The sequence below is a fragment of the Paenibacillus sp. LBL genome (assembly GCF_029893715.1).
GTDB classification, from domain to species: domain Bacteria; phylum Bacillota; class Bacilli; order Paenibacillales; family Paenibacillaceae; genus Paenibacillus_AQ; species Paenibacillus_AQ glucanolyticus.
Genome location: NZ_JARXYU010000012.1, coordinates 1 through 23,053 on the forward strand (window position 1 = coordinate 1; position 23,053 = coordinate 23,053).

General features: G+C 50.7%; 17 protein-coding genes. 4 read left to right on the forward strand and 13 right to left on the reverse strand.

Annotated elements, in window-relative coordinates; genetic code table 11:
• Nucleotides 1-229 precede the first annotated feature (229 nt).
• Nucleotides 230-1,627, forward strand: a complete 1,398-nt coding sequence (locus M2277_RS21735; protein ID WP_231888095.1) for an amino acid permease — start codon at nucleotides 230-232, stop codon at nucleotides 1,625-1,627.
• A 66-nt stretch (nucleotides 1,628-1,693) separates the two neighbouring features.
• Here M2277_RS21735 and M2277_RS21740 read toward each other — a convergent pair whose 3' ends face one another.
• The 5 genes from M2277_RS21740 to xylA all read right to left on the reverse strand — a co-directional run bounded on the left by M2277_RS21740 (nucleotide 1,694) and on the right by xylA (nucleotide 9,408).
• Entirely contained in the window at nucleotides 1,694-2,836 is a 1,143-nt protein-coding gene (locus M2277_RS21740) for a transglutaminase domain-containing protein (RefSeq protein WP_280755501.1), read from the reverse strand.
• Between the two features lie 107 nt (nucleotides 2,837-2,943).
• The gene (locus M2277_RS21745) at nucleotides 2,944-5,298 is read right to left on the reverse strand and encodes a YcdB/YcdC domain-containing protein (RefSeq protein WP_280755502.1); all 2,355 of its coding nucleotides are present in this window, start codon (nucleotides 5,296-5,298) and stop codon (nucleotides 2,944-2,946) included.
• Between the two features lie 246 nt (nucleotides 5,299-5,544).
• Nucleotides 5,545-6,174 (reverse strand): bifunctional 4-hydroxy-2-oxoglutarate aldolase/2-dehydro-3-deoxy-phosphogluconate aldolase, encoded by a 630-nt coding sequence (locus M2277_RS21750; RefSeq protein WP_481857783.1) that lies wholly within the window; start codon nucleotides 6,172-6,174, stop codon nucleotides 5,545-5,547.
• Between the two features lie 282 nt (nucleotides 6,175-6,456).
• A complete protein-coding gene (gene xylB, locus M2277_RS21755) occupies nucleotides 6,457-7,953 on the reverse strand; it encodes a xylulokinase (protein WP_280755504.1) in 1,497 nt (498 codons plus the stop codon).
• Between the two features lie 138 nt (nucleotides 7,954-8,091).
• The gene (gene xylA / locus M2277_RS21760; protein WP_280755505.1) at nucleotides 8,092-9,408 is read right to left on the reverse strand and encodes a xylose isomerase; all 1,317 of its coding nucleotides are present in this window, start codon (nucleotides 9,406-9,408) and stop codon (nucleotides 8,092-8,094) included.
• Nucleotides 9,409-9,786: 378 nt separating this feature from the next.
• Between xylA and M2277_RS21765 the strand changes: the two genes are divergently transcribed.
• Both M2277_RS21765 and M2277_RS21770 read left to right on the forward strand, forming a co-directional pair.
• Nucleotides 9,787-10,959 carry an ROK family protein gene (locus M2277_RS21765; RefSeq protein WP_280755506.1) on the forward strand — a complete coding sequence of 391 codons (1,173 nt, stop codon included), beginning with the start codon at nucleotides 9,787-9,789 and terminating at the stop codon, nucleotides 10,957-10,959.
• A 153-nt stretch (nucleotides 10,960-11,112) separates the two neighbouring features.
• Nucleotides 11,113-11,316 carry a hypothetical protein gene (locus tag M2277_RS21770; protein ID WP_280755507.1) on the forward strand — a complete coding sequence of 68 codons (204 nt, stop codon included), beginning with the start codon at nucleotides 11,113-11,115 and terminating at the stop codon, nucleotides 11,314-11,316.
• A gap of 116 nt (nucleotides 11,317-11,432) precedes the next feature.
• On the opposite strand, the gene M2277_RS21775 is transcribed toward M2277_RS21770, so the two are convergent.
• The 4 genes from M2277_RS21775 to M2277_RS21790 form a co-directional block, all read right to left on the reverse strand.
• Nucleotides 11,433-11,669, reverse strand: a complete 237-nt coding sequence (locus tag M2277_RS21775) for a glutaredoxin family protein (RefSeq protein WP_006212730.1) — start codon at nucleotides 11,667-11,669, stop codon at nucleotides 11,433-11,435.
• A gap of 67 nt (nucleotides 11,670-11,736) precedes the next feature.
• Nucleotides 11,737-12,678: a thioredoxin-disulfide reductase gene (gene trxB / locus M2277_RS21780; RefSeq protein WP_280755508.1), complete on the reverse strand. Its 942-nt coding sequence runs from the start codon at nucleotides 12,676-12,678 to the stop codon at nucleotides 11,737-11,739.
• Between the two features lie 448 nt (nucleotides 12,679-13,126).
• The gene (locus M2277_RS21785; RefSeq protein ID WP_280755509.1) at nucleotides 13,127-15,151 is read right to left on the reverse strand and encodes a heavy metal translocating P-type ATPase; all 2,025 of its coding nucleotides are present in this window, start codon (nucleotides 15,149-15,151) and stop codon (nucleotides 13,127-13,129) included.
• 345 nt (nucleotides 15,152-15,496) lie between these two features.
• On the reverse strand, nucleotides 15,497-16,606 hold the full coding sequence (locus M2277_RS21790) for a hypothetical protein (RefSeq protein ID WP_063477786.1): 1,110 nt from the start codon (nucleotides 16,604-16,606) through the stop codon (nucleotides 15,497-15,499).
• A 282-nt stretch (nucleotides 16,607-16,888) separates the two neighbouring features.
• Between M2277_RS21790 and M2277_RS21795 the strand changes: the two genes are divergently transcribed.
• Nucleotides 16,889-17,503: a nucleotidyltransferase domain-containing protein gene (locus tag M2277_RS21795; RefSeq protein ID WP_006212734.1), complete on the forward strand. Its 615-nt coding sequence runs from the start codon at nucleotides 16,889-16,891 to the stop codon at nucleotides 17,501-17,503.
• Nucleotides 17,504-17,619: 116 nt separating this feature from the next.
• Here the strand turns inward: M2277_RS21795 and M2277_RS21800 are convergent, their stop codons facing one another.
• The 4 genes from M2277_RS21800 to M2277_RS21815 are packed head-to-tail and all read right to left on the reverse strand — an operon-like array spanning nucleotide 17,620 to nucleotide 23,052.
• A complete protein-coding gene (locus M2277_RS21800; protein ID WP_006212735.1) occupies nucleotides 17,620-18,084 on the reverse strand; it encodes a GNAT family N-acetyltransferase in 465 nt (154 codons plus the stop codon).
• Nucleotides 18,085-18,091: 7 nt separating this feature from the next.
• Nucleotides 18,092-19,339, reverse strand: coding sequence for a clostripain-related cysteine peptidase (locus tag M2277_RS21805; protein WP_280755510.1), 1,248 nt, complete (start codon nucleotides 19,337-19,339; stop codon nucleotides 18,092-18,094).
• Nucleotides 19,281-21,122, reverse strand: a complete 1,842-nt coding sequence (locus M2277_RS21810) for an ABC transporter ATP-binding protein (protein ID WP_280755511.1) — start codon at nucleotides 21,120-21,122, stop codon at nucleotides 19,281-19,283. The genes M2277_RS21805 and M2277_RS21810 overlap by 59 nt, the downstream gene beginning before the upstream one ends.
• Nucleotides 21,058-23,052, reverse strand: a complete 1,995-nt coding sequence (locus tag M2277_RS21815; RefSeq protein WP_082834249.1) for an ABC transporter ATP-binding protein — start codon at nucleotides 23,050-23,052, stop codon at nucleotides 21,058-21,060. Before M2277_RS21815 ends, M2277_RS21810 begins: the two co-directional genes overlap by 65 nt.
• Nucleotide 23,053 lies beyond the last annotated feature (1 nt).

Consider the following 23,053-nt stretch of genomic DNA (forward strand, 5'->3'; position numbering starts at 1 on the left):
GCAGCGGAAATTAAACAAACTGACGCCGGTAGAGTACCGACGCCAGTTTGCAGCTTAGGTGTTTTTCCAATGTCCACAAAATGGGGTCTTGACCATTGGACCTGTGGTCTTTTTTCTGGCAGAGTATAGATTTCAAATTTTATTTCTTAGTGTATAGAAGGAGTGTTCGACCTTGAATCGCAAAAAAGCCCCTGCTGCTTCGCTGAAGCCGAGCTTTAAAGCACGCCATATGACCATGATCGCGCTTGGCGGCTCGATCGGAACAGGCCTGTTCCTGGCAAGCGGAACCGCCATTTCCTCTGCCGGCCCGGGCGGAGCGCTTATCGCTTATGCTGCCGTTGGCCTTATGGTCTATTTCCTGATGACCAGCCTGGGCGAGCTGGCCACCTATCTTCCGGATTCCGGCTCATTCAGCACCTATGCCTCCCGGTTTGTCAGCCCTGCCTTCGGATTTGCCGTTGGCTGGAACTTCTGGTACAACTGGGCCGTGACCATTGCCGCCGAGCTCGCGGCCGCAACGGTGATTATTAAATTTTGGTTCCCGGACAGCCCTTCGTTTGTATGGAGTCTGTTGTTCCTCGCAATCATGTTCGGCCTGAACTTTCTGTCCGCCAAAGGGTACGGCGAATCGGAATATTGGTTTGCTATCATTAAAGTGGCAACCGTCATTATCTTCCTTATCATCGGAGTCATGATGATCTTCGGCATACTTGGCGGTGAAGCGGTTGGTTTCACCAACTTCAGCCTGGGCGACGGGCCCGTGCACGGCGGATTCTTTGCACTGGTCGGGGTCTTCATGGCTGCAGGCTTCTCCTTCCAGGGGACCGAGCTGATCGGGGTCGCCGCCGGTGAAAGTGAAAATCCGCGAAAGCATGTGCCCAAGGCCATTCGCCAGGTGTTCTGGCGCATTCTGATTTTCTACATCTTTGCTATTTTTGTCATCGGCATGCTGATCCCTTACACTCATCCAAGCTTGCTTCAATCCGGTGTGGATAATATCGGGGTCAGCCCATTCACTTTGGTGTTTGAGAAGGCCGGTCTGGCCTTTGCCGCATCGGTTATGAACGCGGTCATTCTAAGCTCCGTGCTGTCTGCCGGCAACTCGGGGATGTATGCCTCAACTCGTGTCCTGTATGCGATGGCGAAGCAGGGAATGGCTCCGAAATGGCTCAGCCGCCTGAACAGCCGCGGCGTTCCCGTAGCGGCTCTGATCGTAACCTCCGCAGTTGGCATGCTGGCCTTCCTGGCCTCCTTCTTCGGCGATGGTGTTGTGTATGTGTGGCTGCTGAATGCATCCGGCATGTGCGGGTTTATCAACTGGCTGGCTATCGCGGTAAGCCATTATCGCTTCCGCAAGGCCTACGTTGCCCAAGGAAAAGACCTGAAGGATCTGCCATTCCGTGCGCGTTGGTTCCCCTTCGGTCCCATCTTCGCTTTCCTGCTCTGCCTTGTCGCCATCATTGGCCAAGGTAATTTCAGTGGTGAGATCGACTGGTTAACAATCATTGCTACGTATGTGAGCGTTCCGCTGTTCCTCTCCATCTGGTTCGGCTACCGGTTCGTTAAGAAAAGCCGGGTTGTGCCTTTGAATGAGTGCGATTTAAGCACGAACGTCAATAATAACTAAAGCCAGATATGCACAAAAAGGCTTCCCTCCTTCAATGAGGAGGGAAGCCTTTTTTTAGTGATCGCACTACCATATGATTTGAACTCTCAGATCATCCGTATCTTCAAAAGCATTATGATAGTATTTGATGGAGCCGAGACTGCTCTTCAACTGCAATTGCTGGAGCACATTCACAAGCTCACGCTCACTGCCTTCAAACCGGAATACGAGCTTTTGGCCGCCTTTAGCCTTGGCCGCCTTAACCAGCGGCTCCAGCTGCTTATAGGAACTGACAATGGAACGGGTATCATACAGCTGATACTCCAAATCCCGCTTGATTTCTTCGTATACCCCGGCCTTCGCACGATCCTTTACGGTCAACCCGGCCAGCGTGCTGCGATAGAGCGTATCCGCCTTCGGGTAGGATTTCACCCAGGTATGATCGCGGCTCATCTGTTCATCAGTCCGGAGATAGTACGTATAAGACACCTCATTCTCCCGATCCGGCACCGGATCATTCCACGTTGTGTCCAGATGGTACCATTTGCCGTCCAGCAGAACCAGGTTCCAGGCATGAAGCTGACCCTTGGGATTGTCAGAGGCATAAGCTGTGCCTTCCAGAATTTTGTTCTGAATTCCTGCTTCCCTCAGCAGCTTATGGGTTAACAGGGAATAGCCCTGGCATACCGTGCTGCCGGTATAGAGCCCATCATAGGCCGTATATTTCGTGAGCGTTGTATCATATTTCAAGTTGCGGACGACCCAATCATGGATGGCCTTCACCTTCTCATGATCGTTCATGTCCGGCTTGATGATACGCTTCAATATGCTGTCGGTATGCTGATTAACATAGTCCGTCTGTTCCGCAGTCTCGCGGTAACTCAACCGGACCGTAACATTGGCGGAACTGGATGTTCCACGATAGTCGTAGCTATAGCTTGCGATGGTGTAGTGAATATACGGATCACTGGCCATTGCCTGATCGAGTGCATCTTTAAGCTGTGATTTCAGTGATTTGGTCTCTCCCTGATAAACAAAACGAACCGTTGACTGCCTGTCGCTCATCGCGGTTAACAGCTTCTGCTGAATGGCACTGACCGACTTCACGACCGCTTTGTTGGAAGTAGCATAGACATCACTGAGGTTAGCCGGCTCTGGTACTGCTGCAACGGTTACCGCCAAAGTCCCTATGAACAGTAATTTAACTATCGTTCCTCGGCTTCGTTTCATCGGTACACCCGCCCTTCATCTTCCTCATCCGTATGCACCACCATTGTAACACATAACATCAGGGCTTAAGGGTTCTAGTTTTGTCGACCGGGCACGAATATCAGATATCACCAATAAAATGTGGACAGGAAAGAATCGCTTCGTCCAGCCAGCTTCGACATGCGAACCAGAACCTCTGCAGCTTCCGCACGCGTTACCTCTCGCTCCGGCAGGAACTTTCCATCCACCGCCGGCAGAAGTCCAAGCTTCAAGGCAATCAGCGCTGCTCCTTTGTTAGACACGGCGTCAGCATCCGAGATCCCCTGTACGTCGGTCGGCAGAATAAAGGCTTTGGATAACTTCTCATAATTCAAAATGCGGGTCAGCGAGCTGGCCAGCTCATCTCTTGTGAGCTTGCGGTCGAGCTGCAGCGGACTTTCCGGATCGTACGGAATCCAGTTCTGTCCGAGCAATACCTGAATGGCCTGATAATATGGATGATCCGGCTGCAGACCTGCATAAGGGTCCATCGTGGATCTTCCATACAGCTGTTCGTATGAAGGGCTAACTGCCGCCGCTACCAGCTGATACCATTCGCCAAGGGTAATCTGGCGCTCCGGATATACCTTTCCGTCCTTGTCCGGAACCAATACCCGGTATTTGACCAGCTCCTTAAGGGCTGCTTCTGCCGAATGACCGGCCGCATCCGTGACTGCCGGAATATCCTTGCGGCTGATTTCCGGCGTAATATCACGCCATTCCCCGCTCTTGGCGTCAAGCGGCACCGTAATGCCGCCGTAGGCTGCCTTTTTGTGCGTTGCATAATAGATCAGTTTAATGAACGGCTTCGTGATCTCATTGCCCATCGTTGTATAACCGCCGTAATAACCATATTTCAACTTCAGGTCAATCTCTTTTAAATATTGGGATCTCGCCTGCTCCGCGCTGATTGCAGGTTTCACGTCCGTTGGCAGCTTGGATAGGACGGCGTCCGAATTCACGTTGAAGTTCTGAATCTGGCCGTTGCCATCGATAGCCAAATTCACGGAATCCCCCATCACGCGGATATCGCCGACATAGCGCTGGAATGAAAATTGATAACTCAGGCCGGTATTGTTCTTGCCCAGTTTATCAACCGACGTCAGTTTCCATTCCTGGCTGGCGTTAGGCACCAGTTTCGTTACGGTATCGAAGGCGAGCTTCTGCGCAGCCTGCTGCGAAATCGGGCTCTTCACCTCAGGGGTTCCGCTGCTGTCGTAACGATATCTGCTGTACGAGTAGATCTGACCGGTCTTGGCATCCAATTCCGCAGACACCATCTCCCCTCTCCCCATGGATGAGACGCTGCTGTCAGTCCATCTGATATTCCACGTCTTCGTCTCTTTGTTGCTCCATCGGGTTCCCAGAGTCTTGGACTCTGTTTTCAGGCCAGACGGGAGCTTGATCTGGGACTCCACCCATTGTGCAGCGGCTTCACCGCCGGATAGAGATGCCGTGACAGGCTTGAAGGCCTCCCCGGATGCCGGGATCGTACGGTTCTCTATAGAAATAAGCTCACTCTCTTCCCCTGTGAATCCAATGAACTTCCCTGTATTGGCATCCAGTGAATAACTGGATTGATCGTTAGGTATGTAACCTAAAAAATAATTGCCCTTGGAGTTGTTATATAAGTTCTCAGGCACATAAGCCAAGGAGACTTGGAATTGTTCCTCAAACAATTTGCGAATCGAGGCTTCATCCAACTTCGGTGTTGATGATGGAAACTCTTCTTTGATCTGATTGCGGGAGTAGCTCATGATATTGCCCTGTCCATCCAGCGTGATCGAAATGCTGTTCACATCCGATTCAATCCCGTTGTGTGCCGTCTGAAAATAGAATTCAAACCGGGGCGGACTAAACAATGCAGCTTGCATTCCAAGATAAGCCTCATTCTCCTTAAAGTCGCTGGTCTTCACGTCCGAGGCGTGACTGGCTATCCATTGAAGCGCCTTCGCCTTCGCCTGTTCTCTTGTTATCACCGGTTTGTCACTCTCATTATTCAGTATACGATTAGGAAGATAAATATTAATAAGTTCACCCGTTACCGCATTGACCTGGGCACTAAAGCCGGAGCTTGAGTTCCCTTTGTTTAACACCAGTTGTATGTCCCATGCGAGCGCGTTGGATCTCATGCCGTCGTCCTCCAGGAACTGCACGTTGGTTACCTTGACGTTCTTCAGTTCAGGAAAAGCCTTCTTAACGATCTCTTCCGCCTGCTTGGACGAAATCTTGGCCCCTTTCGGTATTTCGTTATCCGTTACACTCTCCGAAGCCGCACTCCCGCCGTTGTTGACGGTAGTCGTTACCGTATCGGATACAGCGACGCCGCTCCCCGGAACGGAATTATCCCCCCATACCGGCTGCGCCAAACAGAGCATGGCTGTAGCCGTGACCGCACACACGGTCTTTTTTACCCTTACCTTCTTTTTAACCGATGAATTCACTCGATTCGCTCCCTTCCATTAACTTGAACCTAACCATGCCTTACTTACACATGATGATATCCTTAACAAGTGCCTGTACACGGCAGCAATGACATAACCAAGCTACCCTAAATAATACCATAACTTGTCTATATATTCCTTATGTAGTAAGTTTCCAAAAGATAACCTGCATTGTAAAGGATGAACAAAGTGTAACTATTGAATCGACCCTCTTGGCGATGGTTCATACCTCTCAAACTATACATGCTACAGCCCCTTGGCTGCATTCACAAAAGCAGCGGCGCGACTCGTGATTTCATCCCTATTGCCGGCAGCCAGTGCATCCTTGGGAAGCAGCGAACTGCCCAGGCCGACCGCTGCCGCGCCAGCTGCAAAATAGTCCGCAAGGTTATCCAGCGTCACGCCTCCCGTCGCCAGCAGCGGAATATGATGGAGCGGTCCCTGAAGCTCCCGAATGAATTCCAGGCCCAGGCTGGCCGTAGGAAACAGCTTCACGATCTCAGCCCCGGCTGCGTAGGCCGCCACAATCTCCGTCGGCGTCATCGCTCCGGGCCACACGTCAATTCCCTGCTCTAAGGCATACTCAATGACGGATAGATCCGTATTCGGGGAGATCAGAAACTGCGCTCCTGCACAGACTGCTTCCTTCGCCATCTCCACGTCAAGGACGGTCCCCGCCCCTACATATACAGCACCATCATACCGGGTACGCCAGTCCTCCATAATATGCAGAGCACCTTCGGTATTCATGGTCACTTCCATAAACCGGATTCCCCCCTGGGACAATCCTTCTCCTACGAAGCCTGCCTGTTCTCGGGTAATTCCGCGCACAATGGCAACGATTTTCTCGCGCTTGAGTTCAGCTGTCAGTTTCAATCCCATGCCCTCCCCTTCTTTTTACACGTCCCGCTTTATCCTAAATCGATATAACCCCAAATGCTACATAATGATCACATGTTACAGAGCCTCAAGAACCTGCCATCTGCAAAAAAAGATAATAACAGCCGCGCTTCCAGGAGCCTTATCCAAGCCTCTGCCTCACAATGTCTCCGGGCGAGCCTTCAGCCTGATTCAAGTATATGCCGTCATAAGCGCTCACGCAAAAAAAAGCAGGCCAGGAATATCATCCCTGACCTGCGATTCTGTATCCTACATGAATTATCCGCGGAATGCGGACAGCGCTGCGCCGAGCTCGCGCGTTGCTCCGTATACGCTCTGATAGAGTCCGAACAGCTTGTCATATACCTGAACCGCTTCAGGATCGGGAGAATAAGCGTGAGCCGGCCGCAAGAACTCCCTTGCGCAATCCTGAAGGCTTGGAAACCAGCCGCAGCCATAAGCTGCAAGCATCGCTGCGCCCATGGCAGGGCCCTGCTCGCTTTCCAGCTTCACGATTTCGGCGTTGAACACATCCGCCTGCATCTGCAGCCAGATTTCGTTCTTGGCACCGCCACCGATGGAAATGACACGGTCAATTTGCTTGCCCGATGCGCGTAAAATATCGATGGATTCACGCAGGGAGAACGTGATTCCTTCCAGTACCGATCGTGCGAAGTGAGGCAGCTTATGTCCTGCGTCCATTCCTATGAAGCTGCCGCGAATGGCAGCGTCCGGATGCGGTGTGCGCTCACCGACAATGTATGGCGTGAACAGCAGACCACCGCTGCCAGCCGGGATAATCCCGATATCGCTTAACAGCTCATCAAAGGAAACGTCCGGTGCAAAGGTATCCTTGAACCAGGTCAAGCTGTATCCAGCCGCCAAGGTTACGCCCATAATATAGTAGGCGTCCCTCTCGCTGTGATTAAAGAAGTGGACCTTCCCTTCAAAATCCACCTCGCGCCGCTCCTCGTAGGACAGCACCACGCCCGATGTGCCAATGCTGCACATCGTCTGCCCTTCTTCCAGAATACCGGCACCGATCGCGCCGCAGGCGTTGTCCGCGCCGCCGGCAAATACCTTCGTCTCCGGCCGCAGACCGGATTGCCTGGCGATCTCCGGCAGCAGGGTTCCGCACTCGTCGAAGGATTCGACCAGCGGCGGGCAGATGCTGTGGGGCAGATGGAAGGCATCCAGTATATCCGCACTCCATGATTTTCCCGCCACATCCAGCAGCAGCGTCCCGGCAGCATCGGAATAGTCCATCGCATACTGTCCGGTCAAGCGGTATCGTACATAGTCCTTCGGCAGCAGGAACAGGGCTGCCTGATCAAGCAGTTCCGGTTCAAACTCCTGCACCCACAGAATTTTCGGCAGAGTAAAGCCTTCCAGCGCGCGGTTGCGCGCGATGCCGAGCAGCTTCTCCTGCAAGGTATCCTCAATACGGCGGCATTGCGCCGTTGTACGGGTGTCGTTCCACAGAATGGCCGGACGCAGCACGACGCCCTCTCCATCGACTAATACCAAACCGTGCATTTGCCCGGAGAAACTCAATCCCTCAACCTCGGCTGGAGAGATGTCGTTCCCCTCCATCAACAGACGTAACGACAATACCGTTTTGTCTACCCAGTCCTCCGGCCGCTGTTCGCTGTAGCCCGGCTTCGGCTGGCTCAGCGGATACGCCTCCGAATGCTCGGCGACTACCGTGCCGCTGCGGTCCACCAGCACGGTCTTCACCGCACTGGTTCCCAAATCAACTCCGATAACGTAACTCATCTAGATCCTCCTTCGTTTCATCATGAACCGAATATGAAAGGTGTATTGGTTTCCTTGTATGAAATAAGTACACCGGCTTCCCTGAAGGGAGCCGGTGAAGGTTTGAATGTCATAGAACCAACTTGAAGCCAGCATGCATTAGTTTGCAAGAATGTACTGATTCAGAATCCCTTTCAGCATTTCTTGACGACCGGATTCATTCTGACGAGGGGACTCATTGTTCAACGCATATTCTGCAAGGGAAGCCAACGTGGCTTTGCCGGATACAACACTCGCACCGATGCCTTCGTTGAAGCTGCTGTAACGATTCGCAATGAAGTCTTCGAACACACGGTCTTCAATCAGCTTCGCTGCCACCTTCAAGCCTTTGGCATAGGTATCCATGCCTGCAATGTGAGCATGGAACAGATCTTCCGGCTCGAAGGACGGACGGCGAACCTTGGCGTCAAAGTTCACGCCGCCGCGGCCGAGACCGCCATTCATCAACACTTCATAGAGCGTCAAGGTAGCATCATAGATATTAACCGGGAATTCATCGGTATCCCATCCAATCAGCATATCGCCCTGGTTCGCATCAAGTGAACCGAGCATGCCATTGATGCGCGCTACACGAAGCTCATGCTCAAAGGTATGACCAGCCAGCGTTGCATGGTTTGCTTCGAGGTTCAATTTAAAGTGCTTGTCGAGACCGTATTTCTGCAGGAATGCAATTGTGGTTGCCGCATCGAAGTCATATTGATGCTTCGTCGGCTCCTTCGGTTTAGGCTCGATCAGGAATTGGGCGTCAAAGCCGATTTCCTTCGCATAATCCACCGCCATATGGAACAGGCGCGCCAGGTTATCCAGCTCAAGACCCATATCCGTGTTCAGCAGGGTCTCGTAACCTTCACGGCCTCCCCAGAACACATAGTTCTCGGCGCCAAGGCGTTTACCAACCTCAAGGCCTTTCTTCACTTGTGCTGCTGCATGTGCGTACACATCAGCGTTGCAGGTCGTGCCTGCGCCATGCATAAAGCGCGGATTCGTGAACATGTTCGCTGTGTTCCACAGCAGTTTTTTGCCGGTGGATTTCATATTATCTTCAATCGAATCTACAATCGTATCAATGTTGCTGTAAAACTCACGCAGATTGCTGCCTTCCGGAGCAATGTCCACATCGTGGAAGCAGAAATACGGAAGGTTCAATTTCTCCATGAACTCAAAGCCTGCTTCTACGCGGGCTTTTGCAAGGTCCATACCGGAGTAGCTGCCCCAAGGGCGAACCGCTGTGTCGGCCCCAAACGGGTCAGAGCCGCCCGCAGTCAATGTATGCCAGTAAGCCATCGCGAAACGGAGATGCTCTTCCATCGTTTTGCCGGCTACAACTTCTGTCGGATTATAAAATTTAAAAGCATAAGGGTTGGTCGATTGGCTGCCTTCGTATTCCACTTTGCTGACGTTGTTAAAATAGGCCATGAATAAATCCTCCTATACCTTATTAAGGTTTGGTTAACGCTTACAAGGCTATCCTAACACAGCTTTTCTACTTTGTCTATTGGTTAAACAAAGTTATTCTTTTACAACTTTTACAAGCCCGATGGTCCCTATTATTACGGCTGCCGTTTGCCAGTGTGCCCCTATGCTCACGTTGTGCCCACGAACTAAAACAGCGGAACCATCCCGATAGATAACAGCGAACCTCGCCCGCAGAGCCCCGCTGTACAAGGGCAGTGTTTCCCCTGTACGACGTTACACCTTGTTGCAATTTCCGAACTTTGCCCCTAGACTATGAGCATATCAAATCTTTAAGACAAATAAATCATCATCAAAGCAAGACTAAAAGGATGAATGCACATGACGAATATTACCGGTGACCAGGCTTTGGTCAAGAAAATTAATACATCGATTATTCTGGATACAATACGTCAGCACGCCCCGGTCTCCCGGGCCAAGGTTTCCAAGTTGACTGGGCTGAACAAGGCCACCGTCTCCAATCTCGTACAAGAACTGAGCAGTCATCATCTGATCCAGGAGATCGGACCCGGAGAATCCAGCGGCGGCAGAAAGCCGCAGCTGCTCCTGTTCAACGGACAGGCCGGTTATGCCATCGGCGTAGAACTGCGCGTCAAACAAATGACCGCAGTTCTGACGGATCTTGATGGCCGCATCCTGGCCGAAGACGATAGGCCGCTTGAAGGGCATGACGTTGAATCGGTGACCAGACTCATGGTAAGCATGATTAACGGCCTGATGAGACAGGCCCCACCCTCCCCTTACGGCATCATCGGGATCGGCGTGGGTGTACCGGGCATGGTCGACGGCGACGGCACCGTGCTCTTCGCACCCAATCTGGGTTGGGACATGGTGCCCCTTCAGAAGCAGCTGGAGCACGAACTGGGACTTCCCGTTACCATCGATAACGAAGCGAATGCCGGCGCTCAAGGCGAGCTTCGATTCGGAGCCGGCCAGGATGCCCGCCACCTCCTGTATATTAGCGCCGGCAGCGGTATCGGCTCCGGCATCATTATCAATGGCGAGCTTTATAAAGGCGCCCGCGGGTATGCGGGCGAAAGCGGGCATATGTCCATCGAAGCCGAAGGACGGGAATGCACCTGCGGCAACCGCGGTTGCTGGGAGCTGTACGCTTCGGAGAAATCCTACGACAGCAAAGGTACGGCTCTTCCCTCCAGACGAACGTCCGAGCTTATCCATTACGCCGAGCAGGGCCATGAAGAAACGATCCGCCATTTTGAAGAGCTGGGGCGCTTTCTGGGTGTCGGCATTACCAATCTTGTCAATGGATTCAATCCGCAGTCGGTTATCATCGGTGGACCGCTCTCTGATGCCCGGCCCTGGATTGAGGAAACACTGCAGCAGGTCGTCGCCCAGCGAACGCTTCCCTACCACCGGGAGCTGATGGAGATCCGGTTTGCCGAGTTGGGCAGCCGTTCTACCCTGATTGGCGCAGCATATTCTGCCATCTCGCAATTTCTTGGGCCGGTAAGGGTATCCATGCCGATTCATTAAAAATTGACGATATTTTGTCGTAATTAACGCCCTGCATATTAAGGAAAATTTCATGATTTTCCGCTATAATTAATCTCGTCCTGACATTTAAATTATCATTTTCATTATGGGAATGCGTGTGATTGTTATACTAAAGGGAGAGGAACCGCTCAAATGACCTATGTAAGCATTGCGGATATATCGCCAGAAATGTTTGTGACTGTATTGCTGTTTCTCCTAGTTATCGCACCTTTGTTCAGTCTCTGCATTATGCGTTTTTTTCAAGGCAAGAAAAAAAACGGATTCATTCTTCTCGGCTCCGGCGTGGGTGTGTATGTTGTATTTCAGATCATCATGAGTCTGTTCTTTAGCAAATGAACACCCGTTGCAGCATCTGCTTGAAGCCAAAAAAAGCTCTTTCCCTGGCCAGGGAAAGAGCTTTTTTTCTCATATCATGAAACAAGCGGTTCGCTTGCCATAAGGTATCGATGATCTTAAGCTTCCGGATTCAACGCTTTGTTGAACTGAAGTTTGTTCATGCCAAGAATGCGGTGCTCACCAATGATGGTGAGAGGTACTGCACGAACGCCCATATCCCATACTTGTTGAGCAAACTCATCGTTTTGTTCGATGTTGCGCTCTTCAAATTCGATGCCTTGATCGGACAAGAAACCTTTCACTTGTTTACAGTGCGGGCAGTTGTTGGAGGTGTATACAATAACATTTTCCATGGTCGGTCAGTCTCCTCTACTTATGATTTGATTCTATTAGAGCCAGTTCGATCTCTATCTATACAGTTTACAACACGACCGCGCTGTGTTCCAAGCTCTCAATGTACTTCTCGGCATCCATAGCTGCCATACAGCCGCTTCCTGCTGCCGTGATCGCTTGTCTGTAACGGGTATCCTGCACGTCACCGCAAGCAAATACGCCTTGGATATTCGTCTCGGAGGTTCCTGGCGTAGTTACGATATAACCGTTAGGGTCGGTCGTAATGCTTCCGCCCAGGAAGCCTGTGTTCGGGTGATGACCGATTGCTACAAACACACCGCTTACGGCGATCGTCTCTTCTTCACCCGTTTCGTTATTGAGCACCTTAATCCCTTTAACACCGGACTCGTCTGCGATGACTTCTTGTGGTGTACGGTTCAGTGCCCATTCGATTTTCTCGTTAGCGCGGGCACGGTCCTGCATGATTTTTGAGGCACGCATCTCTTCGCGGCGGTGCACCAGCGTCACCTTGGACGCAAAGCGGGTCAGGAAGTTCGCTTCTTCCAGCGCGGAATCTCCGCCCCCAACGACAACAATCTCTTTGCCGCGGAAGAAGAATCCGTCACATGTTGCGCAGGTGCTTACACCGCGTCCCACGTTGTCCTGTTCTCCTGGAATTCCGAGATACTTTGCAGTTGCACCTGTAGAAATGATCAAGGTTTCGGTAACAACCTCACCTAAACCGTCCACATCCAGCTTGAACGGGCGCTCCCCGAACTCAACGCTGTTTACCCAGCCTGTACGAAATTCTGCACCAAAGCGTTCAGCCTGCTGACGCATATTGTCCATCAGTTCAGGACCCATGATGCCTTCGGGAAAACCCGGAAAATTCTCAACTTCAGTAGTGGTTGTGAGCTGTCCGCCAGGTTGCGGACCTTCAATGACGAGCGGGCTCAGATTCGCCCGAGCCAGATAAATTGCAGCCGTCAGACCCGCAGGGCCTGTGCCGATAATAACGGATTTGTACATATGATTTCCCTCCTATATCTGCAACGCTTAATTATAATCATTATAAATTAATATTTATTATGGTTATATCGGAGCCGTATGTCAATATGCCGCCTCACAGCCCAGAGGAAATATTATTTACCTATTCTTCATGATCGGAAAATAAACCAACATATGGAGTGAACTGCATCCTCTTACTTTAAGCGCGTTATCTGCCTTTTGCTATGGAAGCGCTTGCTTCAAGGTTGATTGTACCTGCAGAGGAGGTTATATAAATTTCAGCCTATGAACAGACTCCATTCCGCTCTTATATCGGAAGGAAGATGAATTTTTGATGAAAAAAAATGACAGCTATGGCCATTCGTATTCTTCTCGTCCCGGACAAAGTAATCCCCTTCTTCTCCACGCAGGAAAAGAGGGGGAATTTGTTACATGATCAATTGTGCCGCTTCACCTAATTATTTATCGATTAAGGTTTGGAGCGCAGCAGGCGAAGTCCGTTCAGGATGACCAGAATGGTGCTTCCCTCGTGACCGATAACCCCGAGCGGCAGCGCAACACCTTCGATGAAATTGGCTGTAATCAGCGTCAAGATGACGGTGATGGCAAATATCATATTCTGCTTCACGATGCGTTGTACCCGGCGTGCCACCTTAACTGTGCCGGCAATTTCATCGATATTGTCATTCATCAGCACCGCATCTGCTACCTCCAGCGCCGTGCCGCTACCCGAGACACCCATGCCGATCCCGACGGTTGCAGTAGCCAGTGCCGGTGCATCATTAACACCGTCTCCTACCATAACCACATGACCGTAACGGGCACGCAGTTCTTTAATGTGTGTAACTTTATCTTCAGGCAGCAGGTCGGAGAACACCATATCCACGCCGCTTTGCTTCGCAATCACTTGCGCCGTAGCCTTCCGGTCTCCTGTCAGCATCGCCACCTTGATGCCCAACTGCTGCAGCTGCTTAACCGCCATGGCCGCCTGCGGACGGACCGCATCCTGCAGAGCGATCATGCCCGCGATGCTGTCTCCCCTCAAGATAACGGATACCGTCTTGCCCTCGGATTCCAGGGTGCTGCGGATAGACAGCCAGTGCTGGCGATTCACCTCGGATTCAGACAAGCTGTCCTGTTCGATTGAACCGGTAATTTCTTGTGCATCCCCAGCGACTTCATCCAAAATATCGCTTTTCCCTATTTTCCAAGTGACGCCATCAACATCGGCCTGCATGCCCCAGCCTGTTATAGACTGACCGTTCTCAACCTGCTGCAGCAAAGCGCCCTCCTTCTCGGCCGATTGGACAATCGCCAATGCCAGCGGATGCTTCGACATTCTTTCAATAGAGGCACTGATGCCAAGCAATTCCTGGCGATCCCATCCCTCTCCTGCTATAAAATCCGTAACCTCAGGTGTACCGAGCGTCAATGTACCAGTCTTATCAAAAGCTACAACCGCCGTGCGTGCCATATTCTCAATATGGGCGCCGCCTTTGAACAGTACGCCTTTTCTGGCTCGATTGGAAATCGCCGACAGCATCGCAGGCATAATCGAGGACACCAGCGCGCATGGGGAAGCCACAACAAGGAACACCATCGCTTTATAAAAAGTAGTATCCCAATCCCACCCAAGGACGGGAGTTGCCAGAACGATCAGCGCCACGGTTGCCATGACAACGATACGTGCGTATATCGATTCAAACCGCTTGATAAACCGTTGTGATTCCGGCACTTCGTTTTCCGCTTCTTCCACAAGCCGGATGATCTTGGCGAATAACGTGGATTCTGCCGATTGCGTCACCTCGATATACAGCACCCCTTCACCATTCAGCGTTCCGGTGAACACTTCATCGCCCACGACTTTATCAACGGGTACGGATTCACCGGTAATCGACGCCTGGTTAACAGAGGAGCTGCCACGATAAATCTTGCCGTCCGCCGGAATCAGCTCGCCCGGCTTCACCAGAATCATGTCCCCAATCTCCAGCTTGCCGATCGATACCGACACCATCTCTCCCTTCTCAATTCGAAGCGCCGTCTCCGGCTGCAGCTCCATCAAGGAAGAGATATCCTTACGGCTTCGTTCCATCGTATAACTCTCAAGCGCTCCGCTAAGTGCAAAGATAAAGATCAGCATCGCCCCTTCATTCCAGTATCCGATGGCCGCTGCCCCCATAGCGGCAGCAATCATCAGCAGGTTTACATCGAGATCGCGTTCCTTCAGAAGGGTCTCGACTCCCTCCTTCGCTTTCACCCATCCGCCTACGGCATAGGATATTACATATAACACAACCGAGAGCGGCTCTGACCATTGGCTCGTAAGCCAAGCCACCAGCATCAGCATACCGCTGCCCAGCGCAGCTACCACCTCCGAATTGCTCAGCAGGCTGCGTAAATCCCACTTGCCCGGCTGCCGCGGCTCACGCGGATCGGCCCCGTTTTCTATGGATGATATGCGTCCAGTCGACGTTTGATTTTGTATCCATTGCATTACAATCACCTTCCTAATTGAGAATGAGATCCATTATTACTACCCTTAAAATGACACATGCTGCCCCGGCTTCGCCGGAGCAGCATGCTAAATGAGAATGAGAATCATTTTTGAACTTATACAATTTATTTTCCCTAATACAACTTTATAAGTATCATACTCACATCCCCATCATTTGTAAACCCATTTTTTAACCATTTTCTAAAAATATAAAAAACACCGACACGGTGCTCCGTTTTTTACCCCGATGACTCTTATCTGCTAAACAAAAAGAGGCCCTGCGGTCTCGCCGCAGGGCCTCCTCTATGTGTAACTTCCATTTAAAGCGCTCTCATAATGATACAATTAATCCATGATGGGTGAACATCTGCGACGCATTTCCAATCTCGCGCCTGTTATTCGAATGGCTGCAAGCTCAGAAGGCTGACAGCATACCTCGTGTATGCCTTGCCGGTAAACCATCCGCAAATCCGTGGCTCCTACCCCATTGATCCGAAGCGTTAACTGCGGTTTCGTGCGTTTTATTCGATTGATCATATCCGAGAACACCGAGACCTTATCCCTCGACTCCACTGATGGCCCCGAATCCTCCAGCCTCTCCGAATCCAATACAATCACATCAGCCAAGCGGGCAATCTCAGCCGCTGCCGATGGGTTCATCCCTTCTCCAAGCAGTGCCCCATAGCGAATACGAACAAATCGCTTCTGGTCCATAAGGGTCTGCTCTGCCACCTCTTCCATAAAATTATGGATCGATATAAACTCATCCGCATGAGCTGGACGTACAGCCAGCAGCTCCAATTGACAGTCCACGCCTTCCTCACTGCACTGCTCCATGGATCGGAAGAGGGACTCCAGCTGTGCATCCTGCGCCTCGCGTAATTCCAGCATACTGGACAGCCTGGAGTCAAGAAGCAGGCTGACTGCACATCGGGCTCCATTCGCGGCTTGGAATATGGACACCCAATATGACGTCCATAACATAATCAGTCTCCGCCTTAACAGCGCGCTTTTCTCCGCACTGCGTGAATTCAACCAGGCCGAGTATACCTCCTGCAGCAGACCTTGCTTCAGGGCATCTTCACCGCGTATTAATCCGATCCCCTGAGCCCCTTGCCTGAGATCACGCGTAATGGATTCAGGATCTGTGGATCGGCTCATGACTTTCAGTCTTCGGTTCCGGTCACTCCACCCCAGCAGACGGCTCAAGGAAGGTCTGTCCGTGCCGTTATGCCGAATACCCGAAACCCTGAGAGCTTCTTCAATATCGTCAGGCGATGCCAACAGCAGTAACACCTCCTCGTGAGTGACTCCTCCTGCCATTGCAAAATGCTTCAGCAGATCCGTCTCGGGAGAATTTTCACTTGCCGTGCTGTCCCCTGCTTCGATGAACGCTTCATCTTCCCATAGACGCTCTCCCAATTCACTGCCAGCTCCCCATTGCCTTTCCGTCATGGTTATCCTTCTACTCCCTTTCACGTTGAATTGGATAAACGCCTCCTTACAGACTATTATGAAACAATTGGAAATATACAGTGCACCGCATGAACGATGGATAAAAAATATCGAGATGAAGGGAAACGGTACCTCTGTTCCTTTTTCAGACTGTCAGGCCGATGGGATGGATAGGGGATACGTAACGCGGATTTATCTTCGGTTTACGGATACGATGAAATCATTATAATGGAGGAATGGATCGAAACCGGTATGATTACGTAAAGGAGAGATGAGATGCATATGAGAACCGACTATGATTATTGGGTGCCGATTAGCGTACCGGAAGCCGTAAAGATTTTTGCCGCCATTCCTGCTCGTTGGCACATCGCCGGCGGTTGGGCTTTAGATTTATATGTAGGAGAGCAGACCAGGGAGCACAGCGATATTGATATCTTCATCCTTCGTGAAGAGCAAACCGTTATTTACACCGAATTAACCCAAGAATGGACGCTATACAAAGCTGATCAAGGAACCTTATCTCTATGGGAGAAAGGCGAATATCTGCATGCCGTTGGGGATGTATGGGTAAGCAAGAATCATGAAGCCCCTTTTTCATTCCAGATGATGCTGGTTGAGGCCGAGCAGGACAACTGGATATATGGAAGAGAACCTTCGATCCGAAGACCGCTCCCGGACATATTCTTAAAGACGGACCACGGAATCCCTTACCTGAGGCCAGAGATACAGCTCCTATACAAAGGGGGAAGCAAGAAGATTCGTGAAAAAGATGAAAGGGATCTTATCAGGGTTCTGCCCTTACTTGACCCACAGGCTAAAGAATGGCTTATCTATGCGCTCCGTACACAGTTTCCAGAGGGACATCCCTGGATCGATTACATTCAATCATCGTTCTAGCCGCCGCCAAGCATTCCCCCTGGTCTCATAAAAAAAGACTGCCCCGCGGTATCGTCGAAATCCCCGCAGAACAGCCACTATCATATAAATGCCTGATCAGGCTATCGGATTCATGTTCAGTCCCTTTCGCGTTCACGCTCATACACAAGATCCAAAAATCCGTCCTCATCCGGCTCCTCTTCCTCCTGCACATAACCCAGAGCTGAGAAACAAGCCAAACACGGCTTATTATCTTCCTCGATGCTGGCCACCCATTTTGCCACGGCTTGCAGTTCGGGGCGTTTCATTACTTCGCTGATCAATGCCTTGCCGTATCCTTGATAGCGGAGTGTTGGATTGGTAATGATCCCGATATAAGCGGATTCGTTGTCCCGTTCTATAATGACCGTTCCAATCGGTTGTTCGCCTATATAAGCCAGCCATGTAAAGTACATATCGTTTTGCGACGTATTCTCATACCACTCTCCCAGAGGGAGCATGCCGTCCATTCTCTTCAGCACTTCCGCATCCTCGAGCCATAGCTCCAAGAGCGGCAAATCATCCTTTTGCAGACGTTCCCAACGCTCGAATTCGATCAACATAACAACCTCATTTCATATGATGATAGATTCCATTATAATCCTTTTTGATCATGATAAGGGAATACAGGTCAATTAATTTTTTGTAGGAGACGGAGAAGTCATGATGCTGATAGATCATTGACTTTTCAATGAAACGTCCCTGATCCTGCTTGGGAAAATAGATGGAAATCCCTTTGGCCTTCGGATGCTCGGGTGTCTTCATATGATAGATAACGGCATCCTCTATCGCTTCCTGAATGGTATGGGTTTCTTGCATACAACCAAAGCTGCGGCCGAAATGACCGGATAAATCGACCAGATCCACCATATCTGTTTCCTCCGCATAATCTTCGCAACGGGTTCTGTCATGTCTCATGAGATCAAACGAATCCTCACTGGCAATACGCTCCAACAATACTTGGCTCCACGCCTCCAGGGCGTGAACAATCCGCTCTGCCTTATCCAGCCGGATGACCCCTTGCTGCAAATCCTGCAGCTCGCCATGTTCCCTGGAATGGAGCCGATAGCTGTTCACGATAATCTCCCCCAGTTTGGGAGCGGTCAACGCAGGCATTTGGCGCAGCGATTCAATAATCGTCTTGTAATCCCAGCCGTTATGATTCGTATAATCAACGGAAGCCACCAAATACTCCGCATAATGCCTGAGCGCATATACAATTTCCAGCCCGGCCATATTGCAGGCATCAAAGCCTATGATTCGGAATGTCGTCTGCGTAACTTGATAGGCTCGCTGCAAAGCATTTTGCAGAGTGACAAGTTTCATTTTATGATTCCCGTGAAGCTCATCACCGCCAAATCCGTCAATGGGGCCAAGTCCGTGTCCCCATAAAATCAGAACATAGTTCTCTGCCGGATACTGCTGAATGCCCCAGGTTATAAAATCGCCGAGGGTTTCTGCCATATCCATGTTCGCATTCCCCGTTTCCTGCAGCAGCTGCAAATGACCGCATTGTACCAGCCAACGGCACTTGCGATCCGAGGGAATGAAATCCAGTCCCCATTTCTTGGCTCCTCCGGTTTCCAGCACGATATGTATACCCCAGGAAGAGCCAACCTCCATCATCTCCCTGATATCACCGCTTGCCATCTCATAGTTGGTTTCCAGATCGGAGCCCACCATATAGATCAGCACGGTGAAACGGGCCTTTAATTTGGGAAACAACCTTGTATGCATGGCAGAGAGCATAGCCGAAGGGTTACTGATTATGCCCCGCTTCTTGATACTTGGATGCTTGCATGTCGTATAACTCTGCATATACGCCTCCACGTTTCATCAGAGTAAGATGATCTCCGGTTTCCAGCACGTTTCCTTCTTGAAGAAGAACGATATGATCCGCTAATCTTGCCGTGCTCAAACGGTGCGAAATAATAACGACCGTCTTGTTCTGCCCTAATTGCTTCAGTCGTCTCATGACTTCGTGCTCCATATACGGGTCCAGAGCCGAGGTGGGCTCGTCAAATACTAAGACTTGCGCGGATTGATCTCTCATATAAGCGCGCGCCATCGCAACGCGCTGCCATTGGCCGCCGGACAGCGGAGTACCGCCAAAAAAGCGTCCGAGCTCCGTCTCGTAGCCTTGCGGCAGCTTGGCAGCAATTCCGTCAGCTCCCCCAAGCACGGCTGACCTCATCACAGCGTCCATATCCTTGTAATGCTCCATATCTCCTACTGCAATGTTGGTATTCATCGTTGCTTCATAGCGGACAAAGTCTTGAAATACGGCTGTTGCGTTGGAACGGAATGCGTCCATATCATAAGCTTCCAGGGGCATGCCATTGTAATAGATCGAACCGCTGTCTGCGTGCAGCATCCGAAGCAGCAATTTAACCAGTGTGCTTTTCCCGGCCCCATTGTCGCCGACAAGCACAGTAACCTTGCCGTGGGGTAACGTTAAATGATCGATGTTTAGAATTTCCCGCTGACCTTTATACGAGAACTTTACCTGTTCCAGTACAAAGCCCTGATGAATGCGTGCCGGGACCGGCAAGCTCCCGGATGTTTTCGGACTCTGGAATGACAAGAACTCCGCCATATTGCGGAGATTGACCATCTCGCGCGCCCCGATAGCAAATACAGCGAATAACTCGTTAATCCCTTCCCTGAGCTGGTACAGTGCTCCGATGAATAATAACAGTGCTCCAACAGCAATTCCTCCGGATGATGCCTGGCTTACAATAAATAGAAGCACCATGCCGCTGACGGCAGCTTCAGCGACTCCCCAGCCCATATTGTGGAGCGTCCATTTTCTTTGATCACCGGACAGCATCTTTATCAGTTCATGGGAAGCATCCTTGTATTTCTTCTTGAAGAATGAAGTGAGACCATACATTTTCACCTCGTTTGCCAATTCGTGACTGAGAGGAATGCTCATGTAATATTCGGATCGGCGCCTCAATTCCTGAACCTCGGCCCTGCCCTCAAACGTAACGTTGTTCAGCTTGGCCTCTGCAAAAACTCTGGGAAGTGCCATAATTACAAACAAGACAGGGGCTAATGGAAAGACCGTCCATATCAGGATGGTTCCACCAATGATTTGAACAAGACCGCCAAATGTATTGGAGGTCATATCCAGCCATAACTCCGTAACATAATCGTTGTGGCGTATCACTTTGATTTTGTTATAGAAGTTTTGATCATCAAACGGAGCGATATCCTCGAACTCATTTGCCTTTTCCATCAGGAGTTCATCGATGTGCTTCTGAATCTGAACGGTGAGTAATTTCTTGTTCATCTCCACGATCGGCTCCAGCACTTCAACCAGAATGGTAAGAATCACAAACAGCACGACCATCCAGAAGAACAGACCCCGTTCGGAAAAGGCGCTGTAATCCCGTATCAAACCATCGATGACCATGGCGCTTAACCACACAAGAAGCGGACCCAGCGTAGACTCCATTAATCTGACCGACAGCACAAAGATAGCCCGCCGCGGATTAGCGCGGTACATCAGCTTAATTCCCCACCAAGCGTAGCTAGCTGTCTTTTTCAGCTCCGGCATGTTCAAATGCTTCAGCCTGAATTTTGTACATTTTTGCATACTCGCCACCCAGTTCCATTAACTGATTATGAGTTCCTTCTTCTATGATTCTCCCATCCTGCAACACAAGAATTCGAGAAGCCATCCTCACCGTACTGAAGCGATGGGAGATGAGCAGCACGGATTTGCCCTCCGCCAGCTTGCGGAAGCTGTTAAATAGCTCGTATTCGGCCCTTACATCAAGGGAAGCTGTGGGTTCATCCAGGATGATGAAGTCCGCATCGCGATACATCGATCTGGCAATGGCAAGCCGCTGCCATTGACCGCCCGACAAATCCTCGCCTCCCCATTCAGGTCCTAATAACGTATCATAGGCATTCGGCAAATCCTGAATGAATGATTGGGCTTGTGCGAGTGTCACAGCTTCATCCATCTTCTTCAAGTCCTGCTGATCCACATTCGCAATCGCTACATTCTCTCTAACCGTCAACCCGTATTTGCCGTAATCCTGGAATACAACCGAAATGCGTTTGCGTAATTCCCCGATATCCAGCGTTCGGATATCACGCCCATTCATCCGGATAAAACCGCCCGTTAACTCATAGAATCTGCACAATAGCTTAACGATGGTTGTTTTCCCAGAACCATTGGCCCCCACTAACGCCACGCATTCACCTGGAGCGATGGTGAAGCTGATTCCATTCAATATGTATTCCCTGTCCGGACGTTCCTGTTCAGTGTCTTCAGACTCTTCTCCGGCCCCATCCTCCATATAGACGTCATACGAGTTATCGTCCATGTCTTCATCGAAGTCAGGCTCATCTTCGTCCGTGTCATCTTCGTCCTCGTCTTCATTTGCTTCCGCATCCTGTTCATATTTAAAAACGACGTTGTTAAACTCAATGGTCATCGGACTACCATACACATCTTTCACCGGATTCGGATCTTGATGGATATCGGGTTCCGCCTCGATAAACAGACGGAAATCATGCCCCATACGCCAAAGCTCAAGCGCATTTACGCCATCGTTGCTGGTCTCCCGCAGTTCCTTCGATAGTTGGAAGATGGCTAGCAGGTAAAGCGCGATATCCCCCATCGAAACCGAGCCGCTGCTGATTTGATTCACGATCCAAAAATACCCGAGTCCGGCCACTCCCCCGGATAACAATCCTGTCAGGACCGAGCCGCGGACAAACCTTTTTTGCAGGTGCTCAAAACGAAGGAACAATCGTTCAAACTTCTTACGATAAAGCTGCAAAAAAAACGGACCCAGCCCAAACAGCCGAATCTCCTTGGCGGCGCGGCGCCCGAGCAGCTGTTCGCGAGCGTAATTCATACGGCGGCGATCTTCAGTGGACGATTTATCATATTCCCAATCCATCTCGGCATACCGATTCTGCTTGAGGGCGTGGGGAATTGTGCTGAGCAGAAGCACGATCGCTAACATCAAGGACAAATTCCCAACCAGCACAACAATGCTGATAAGGGACACAAGACCCGTCATGAAGCTTGCGCTTAATGCAATGATCTGGGCAGGCAGCCAGTTGGCCGAATCCTGCAGCGCCTCCAGACGGTTGCGGTACTTCTTCTGATCGTACAGTTTCATACCCGGGACCTTCTCCCAAGCGTCCAGAAGAAGCAGATTGATGGCGAGCATGGAGCGTTCGGCCAGGATTTTGGATATCCATTTCTGCACAGACAACAATAACACCATGAATACCATGGAAATGGCATACGCCCATGCCCAGATCATGCTGATTCGCCCGTTTCCAACCGTAACATGATCAATGATTTGCTTGGAAGCAAGCAGTTGAAGTGCAGGGATTAGTCCTTGCACAAACATGGCTGCAAAAAGAAGCACGACCAATAACGGTCCTGATCTCCATATCATGCTCCCTATCAGTCGAATCGTCCTCATCTGGGAGATGGCCTCTTGCCACCTGCTCTGCCACCCATGTTGCCCCTTGGCTTGCTCTTGCCACATTTTCATA

Coding starts and splice junctions, on each gene's coding strand:
- trxB (WP_280755508.1), bottom strand. CDS start 12,678: ATGTACAAATCCGTTATTATCGGCACAGGCCCTGCGGGTCTGACGGCT.
- M2277_RS21810 (WP_280755511.1), bottom strand. CDS start 21,122: ATGCAAAAATGTACAAAATTCAGGCTGAAGCATTTGAACATGCCGGAG.
- M2277_RS21815 (WP_082834249.1), bottom strand. CDS start 23,052: ATGAAAATGTGGCAAGAGCAAGCCAAGGGGCAACATGGGTGGCAGAGC.
- M2277_RS21800 (WP_006212735.1), bottom strand. CDS start 18,084: ATGTTGATCGAATTCGAGCGTTGGGAACGTCTGCAAAAGGATGATTTG.
- M2277_RS21805 (WP_280755510.1), bottom strand. CDS start 19,339: ATGCAGAGTTATACGACATGCAAGCATCCAAGTATCAAGAAGCGGGGC.
- M2277_RS21785 (WP_280755509.1), bottom strand. CDS start 15,151: ATGCAATGGATACAAAATCAAACGTCGACTGGACGCATATCATCCATA.
- M2277_RS21775 (WP_006212730.1), bottom strand. CDS start 11,669: ATGGAAAATGTTATTGTATACACCTCCAACAACTGCCCGCACTGTAAA.
- M2277_RS21790 (WP_063477786.1), bottom strand. CDS start 16,606: ATGACGGAAAGGCAATGGGGAGCTGGCAGTGAATTGGGAGAGCGTCTA.
- xylB (WP_280755504.1), bottom strand. CDS start 7,953: ATGAGTTACGTTATCGGAGTTGATTTGGGAACCAGTGCGGTGAAGACC.
- M2277_RS21765 (WP_280755506.1), top strand. CDS start 9,787: ATGACGAATATTACCGGTGACCAGGCTTTGGTCAAGAAAATTAATACA.
- M2277_RS21735 (WP_231888095.1), top strand. CDS start 230: ATGACCATGATCGCGCTTGGCGGCTCGATCGGAACAGGCCTGTTCCTG.
- M2277_RS21795 (WP_006212734.1), top strand. CDS start 16,889: ATGAGAACCGACTATGATTATTGGGTGCCGATTAGCGTACCGGAAGCC.
- M2277_RS21770 (WP_280755507.1), top strand. CDS start 11,113: ATGACCTATGTAAGCATTGCGGATATATCGCCAGAAATGTTTGTGACT.
- M2277_RS21740 (WP_280755501.1), bottom strand. CDS start 2,836: ATGAAACGAAGCCGAGGAACGATAGTTAAATTACTGTTCATAGGGACT.
- xylA (WP_280755505.1), bottom strand. CDS start 9,408: ATGGCCTATTTTAACAACGTCAGCAAAGTGGAATACGAAGGCAGCCAA.